Consider the following 4,510-nt stretch of genomic DNA (forward strand, 5'->3'; position numbering starts at 1 on the left):
GCACCGGCGGGGCCAACAGCAACGGCGGCGCAAGCGGCGCGCCCGGCGCCGGCGGCGCCGGCATCGCGGGCGCCAACCTGAACATCAGCAACAGCGGCAGCATTTCAGGCGGCCTTGGCGGCGACGGCGCCACGCGCGCACCGGCCGTGTCGTTCACCGGCGGCAGCAACAGCCTGACCGTGAACACCGGCTCGTCGATGCTGGGCGCCATTGCCATCGGAAGCGGTRCCAGCGCCAGCGTGATCGCCGGCGCCGACGGCCTGAGCCTGGAYAACGCACTGCTGCTGGGCGGCACGGGCACCATCGACACCAACGGCCACGGCATGGGCTGGTCGGGCCCGATCTCGGGCGCCGGCGACCTGGTGAAGGTCGGCGCGGGCACGCTGACCCTGAGCGGCACCAACACGAACACCGGCGCCACCAACGTCGCGGCCGGCACCCTGCGCGCCGGCGCGGCCGACACGCTCAGCAGCGCGAGCGCCTTCACCGTCAACGCGGGCGCCACGCTCGACCTGGCGGGCCATAGCCAGACGATCGCATCGATGGCCAACAGCGGCATCGTCTCGCTGCTGAGCGGCACGCCCGGTGCCACCCTCACGGTGCACGGCCCCTGGGTGGGCAACGACGGCACGCTGCGCCTGGGCACGGCGCTGGGCAACAGCGCCAGCCTGAGCGACCGGCTGATCCTCTGCGGCACCACCGCCATTGCCAGCGGCACCACCAACATACAGATCACCAACCTGGGCGGACTGGGCGCGCTGACCATCGGCAACGGCATCGAAGTGGTGACCGCGATGAACGGCGCCACCACCACGGCGCAGACCACCCGCGATGCCTTCCGCCTGGCAGGCGGCCACGTCGACGCCGGCGCCTACGAGTACCGGCTGCACGCCGCCGACGCGACCGGCGCGGGCGAGAACTGGTACCTGCGCTCCGGCGTCATCGTCGTGCCGCCGCCTCCTCCCCCACCGCCTCCGCCGCCTCCGCCACCTGCACCACCGGCGCCGCCCGCGCCACCGGCACCGCCTGCACCGCCGGCACCACCAGCACCCCCTGCGCCTGCGCCTGCGCCGGGCGACGGCGGCACCCCGCGAAGCAGCGACGGCGGCTTCCCGCCGGGGGGCGTGACGGTGCCCACCTACCGTGCCGAAGTCCCGCTGTATGCGGCGCTGCCCGAGCAGTTCCGCCAGTCCAACCTGGCCATGGTGGGCAACCTCCACCAGCGCGTGGGCGACGACGGCACGGCCGGCCTTGCCACGGCCACGCCCGAGCAGGGCTACCGCCAGGGCTGGGCCCGCATCATCAGCATGGACCGCACCATCGGCCAGGCCGGCACCGTGAGCCCCACCAGCAAGGGGCGCCTCACAGGCTTCCAGGCCGGCAACGACCTGTGGGCCGATCCCAACTGGCGCGTCGGCATCTATGTCGGCCAGCTCGAGGGCGACATGCGCGTGAACGGCTTTGCCCGCGGCGTGCAGGGCTATGGGGTCGGCTCGAGCGACCTGCGCAGCCAGTACCTGGGCGCCTACGCCACCTGGAAGAACGACAGCGGCCTGTACGTGGACGGCGTGCTGCAGGCCGGGCGCCACCGCTACACCGCGGCCACCACGCTGGGTTCGGCCGGCTCGGGCAAGGGCCACAGCCTGCTGGCCTCCATCGAGGTGGGCCAGGGCTTCCACATCTCGCCGGAGTGGATCGTCGAGCCGCAATTGCAGCTGGTGCACCAGCACGTGAGCCTGGACGACGCCGGCATCATCGGCGCGGTGGTGCAGCAGCACAGCCACAGCGGCTGGCTGGTGCGCGCCGGCGTGCGGGTCAAGGGCGAGATGACCACCAGCGCCGGCCCGCTGCAGCCCTATGCGCGGCTGAACCTCTACCGCAGCAGCAGCGGCACGGACGTCACGCGCTTCATCGGCCCCGCGGCCTTTACCGACATTGCCACCCGCACCGGCGGCACGAGCACCGAACTGGCGGCCGGCGCCACGCTGCAGCTCACGCAGAGCATGAGCCTGTATGGCGAGGTCGGCAAGTTCTGGGCTTCGGGCGGCGACGCGCGCATGAAGAGCGGCGTGAATGCCAGCGTGGGCCTGAAGATCCGCTGGTGAATGCGAGGCGCCCGGCGGGCGCCTTCGCCGCTACTTTGGCCGCACCGCCACGGCGGCCGGCGCGTCGGGCATCGCGAGCGGATTGCGCCCCGGCCCCTCGACGCGCGTCAGCGTGTTGCGGTCGGTGTGGTGGAAGGGCTCGGCCTGGCCCTGGATCTGCATCACCGTGTCCTGGTCGTAGGACCAGGTGCCGTCGGCGTTGATGGTTACCGTGATGTTCCACGCCAGCGTGGTGAACGCGTGCTCGATGAAGGGGTTGGACACGATACCGTTCACCAGGCTGCCGCGCTCGGCGCTGAGCGTGAAGCGCGTGTCGTCCGCCTTGGCATGGCCGCTGGCCATGGCCACCTGTCCGCGCGGAATGGCCAGCGTGTGCAGCACCGTGCCGGTGGCCGGCTCCCAGAGCCAGTAGCCCACCTGGTCGTGGTACATCTTGGTGAGGCCGGGCTTGTGGATGTAGGTGTGGTAGCGCAGGCCGTACAGCAACTGGGGGCCGTTGGTCTGCGGATCGATGGGCTGCAGCTCGTAGCGCTCGACATAGACCTGCGTCTTGGGGCCTTCGCGCTTGGGCTTGACGTCCACGCCGCGGCTGCCCTCCCAGATGCCGGCCATGGCACGCAGCGGCCCGAGGTTGGCGAGCGTATCGGGGTCGGCGTTGGGCTCGGTGTAGATGTCTTCGGTGGGGTTCATGGTGTGCGGACTTCTTCTGATTTCTGGTGGGGTGAACGGGCTCGGGCCCTAGTCGTCCATCGTCGATGCCGACTTGTCGGCCGTGGCCAGCACCCGGTCGATGCGGCGCCCCTCGAGCGCGGCAATCTCGAAATGCCAGCCCGCGCAGTCGATGACTTCGCCGGTCTTGGGCAGGTGGCCTGAAACGGCCATCAGCAGGCCGGCCACGGTGTTGTAGCGCCCGCGCTCTTCTTCCGGCAGCTCGCGGATGCCGAGCCTCGCGCGCAGCTCCGACACCGGCATCAGCCCGTCGAGCTCCCATACGCCGTCGGGCCGCTCGCGCGCCCAGGCGTCGGTCAGCGTGCCGGGCTGCAGTTCGCCGGTGATGGCCTCGAGCATGTCGCGCGGCGTCATGAGGCCCTGCACCACGCCGTATTCGTCGACCACGAACACCAGCCGGCCGCCGCGTTCGCGGAATTGCTCGAGCAGCTCCATGCCGGTGAGCGTCTCGGGCACGAACACGGCCGGCGCCGCTTCCTGGCCCAGCACGCCGACATGGCCGGTGCCAAGGCGCAGCAGGTGCGCCACGCTGATCACGCCGACCACGTCGTCGAGCGAATTGCGGCACACCGGGTACCAGGAATGCACCAGGTTGAGCGCGCCGGCGTCGGCCACTTTCTGCAGCGCCTCGGCCACCGTGTCGGAGGCGTCGAGCCATTCGATGTCGGCGCGCGGGATCATCAGCGACGACAGCCGGCGGTCGTCCAGGTGGAACACGTTGCGCACCATCTGGTGCTCGTGCTGCTCGATCACGCCGGCGTCCACGCCCTCTTCCAGGCTGGCCGAGATTTCTTCCTCGGTCATGGAGCGCGCGGCATTGGCGTCGATGCGCAGCAGCTTCAGCACGGCGGCGGTGGCGCTCGCGAGCAGCCACACGAACGGCTTGGCGCCCTTGGCAAGACTGCGCATCGGGCGCGACACCCAGCGCGCCACGGGTTCCGGGTAGAGCTGGCCGATCCGCTTGGGCACCAGCTCGCCGAAGATGATGGTGAAGAAGGTGATGCCGGTCACCACCACCGCGGTGGACACCACGCTGGCCGTGCCGCGGCCCATCCCCAGGTTCTCCATCCAGACCGCGAGCGGCGCCGCGAAGGCGGCCTCGCCCACGATACCGCTGAGCATGCCGATCGAGGTGATGCCGATCTGCACGGTCGACAGGAAGTGGGTCGGCTCCTCCATCAGCCGGAGCGCGGCCTCCGCCCCGGTATCGCCCGTCTCGGCCAGTGCTGCCAGGCGCGCACGCCGGCTGGTTGAAAGGGCCATTTCGGACATCGCAAACAACGCATTCAGCGTGGTCAGCAAGGCCAGCAGGAGAACATCCATGAACGGGGGGTGAAAATGAGGACATGGCACTTTACTTGATCGGCGATATCCAGGGCTGCGACGCCGCCCTCCAGAAACTGCTCGACAAGATCGGTTTTTCACCCAGCCGCGACACCATCGTGCTGCTGGGCGACCTGGTCAACCGGGGTCCCGATTCGGCCGCCGTGCTGCGGCGCGTGCAGGGCTACGGCGCCTCGGCGCTGAGTCTGCTGGGCAACCACGACCTGCACCTGCTGGGCGTGGCGCACGGCGCGCGCAAGTCCAGCCGCAAGGACACGCTGGCCGGCCTGCTCGAAGCGCCCGACAGCGAAGCCATGCTCGAATGGGTGCGCCAGCAGCACATGGCGCTGCAC

General features: G+C 70.4%; 4 protein-coding genes. 2 read left to right on the plus strand and 2 right to left on the minus strand.

The genetic code is table 11. From position 1 onward, the window contains the following. A partial coding sequence (locus AC1DOC_RS20620; protein WP_478130392.1) for an autotransporter family protein occupies positions 1-2,105 on the plus strand: 2,105 nt, incomplete at its 5' end. A gap of 30 nt (positions 2,106-2,135) precedes the next feature. Here AC1DOC_RS20620 and AC1DOC_RS20625 read toward each other — a convergent pair. Further along, a complete protein-coding gene (locus AC1DOC_RS20625) occupies positions 2,136-2,795 on the minus strand; it encodes an FABP family protein (RefSeq protein WP_018907427.1) in 660 nt (219 codons plus the stop codon). A gap of 48 nt (positions 2,796-2,843) precedes the next feature. After that, positions 2,844-4,157 (minus strand): hemolysin family protein, encoded by a 1,314-nt coding sequence (locus AC1DOC_RS20630; protein ID WP_015866631.1) that lies wholly within the window; start codon positions 4,155-4,157, stop codon positions 2,844-2,846. Positions 4,158-4,180: 23 nt separating this feature from the next. Here AC1DOC_RS20630 and AC1DOC_RS20635 point away from each other — a divergent pair. Beyond that, a partial coding sequence (locus tag AC1DOC_RS20635; RefSeq protein ID WP_478130393.1) for a metallophosphoesterase occupies positions 4,181-4,510 on the plus strand: 330 nt, incomplete at its 3' end.

The organism is Variovorax sp. 01T439_2, assembly GCF_056398445.1.